General features: G+C 54.6%; 1 rRNA gene. It reads right to left on the bottom strand.

Annotated elements, in window-relative coordinates:
- Positions 1-66: 66 nt before the first annotated feature.
- A 23S ribosomal RNA gene (locus QP978_RS10710) occupies positions 67-1,442 on the bottom strand; the annotation flags it as partial.

The following is a 1,442-nucleotide window of genomic DNA, read 5'->3' as shown; positions in this document are numbered from 1 at the left end:
GGGTGGGTGGTGTCATGCCAGACACTGAATAACGGACGCGAGCAAAAACCCTGTAATTCACACTTTGTGTGTTGAATGTTTGGTCTATTAGTACCGGTCACCTCCACACCTTACGATGCTTCCAGATCCGGCCTATCAACCCCATCATCTATAGGGGACCTCAAAAGAAACCTAATCTTGGAACAGGCTTCCCGCTTAGATGCTTTCAGCGGTTATCCCTTCCGTACGTAGCCAACCAGCCATGCCCCAGGCGGGACAACTGGCACACCAGAGGTACGTCCATCCCGGTCCTCTCGTACTAGGGACAGCCTTCCTCAAGTTTCTACGCGCGCGGCGGATAGAGACCGAACTGTCTCACGACGTTCTAAACCCAGCTCGCGTGCCGCTTTAATGGGCGAACAGCCCAACCCTTGGGACCTACTCCAGCCCCAGGATGCGACGAGCCGACATCGAGGTGCCAAACCATCCCGTCGATATGGACTCTTGGGGAAGATCAGCCTGTTATCCCCGGGGTACCTTTTATCCGTTGAGCGACACCGCTTCCACAAGCCGGTGCCGGATCACTAGTCCCTAGTTTCCTACCTGCTCGACCTGTCAGTCTCACAGTCAAGCTCCCTTGTGCACTTACACTCAACACCTGATTGCCAACCAGGCTGAGGGAACCTTTGGGCGCCTCCGTTACTCTTTGGGAGGCAACCGCCCCAGTTAAACTACCCACCAGGCACTGTCCCTAACCCGGATCACGGGCCGAGGTTGAGATGTCCAATACGATCAGAGTGGTATTTCAACAACGACTCCACCCCAACTGGCGTTGAGGCATCACAGTCTCCCACCTATCCTACACAAACCGAACCGAACACCAATACCAAGCTATAGTGAAGGTCCCGGGGTCTTTTCGTCCTGCCGCGCGTAACGAGCATCTTTACTCGTACTGCAATTTCGCCGGGTCTGTGGTTGAGACAGCAGGGAAGTCGTTACGCCATTCGTGCAGGTCGGAACTTACCCGACAAGGAATTTCGCTACCTTAGGATGGTTATAGTTACCACCGCCGTTTACTGGGGCTTAAATTCTCCGCTTCGACCCCAAAAGGGTCTAACAGGTCCTCTTAACCTTCCAGCACCGGGCAGGCGTCAGTCCGTATACATCGACTTACCCGTCTTCGCACGGACCTGTGTTTTTAGTAAACAGTCGCTTCCCTCTATTCTCTGCGGCCACAACCAGCTCAACCACGTCGGTCACCAGTCATGGCCCCCCTTCTCCCGAAGTTACGGGGGCATTTTGCCGAGTTCCTTAACCACAGTTCTCCCGATCGCCTTAGTATTCTCTACCTGACTACCTGTGTCGGTTTCGGGTACGGGCCGTATATCCACATCGCTAGAGGCTTTTCTCGGCAGCATAGGATCACCAACTTCCCCAAAACGGGTACGCATCACGCCTCACCC

Origin of the sequence: Corynebacterium sp. MSK035 (genome assembly GCF_030232615.1) — a bacterium.
In the GTDB taxonomy this organism is placed as follows: Bacteria; Actinomycetota; Actinomycetes; order Mycobacteriales; family Mycobacteriaceae; genus Corynebacterium; species Corynebacterium jeikeium_D.
This window is presented reverse-complemented; position numbering and strand designations above follow the sequence as displayed.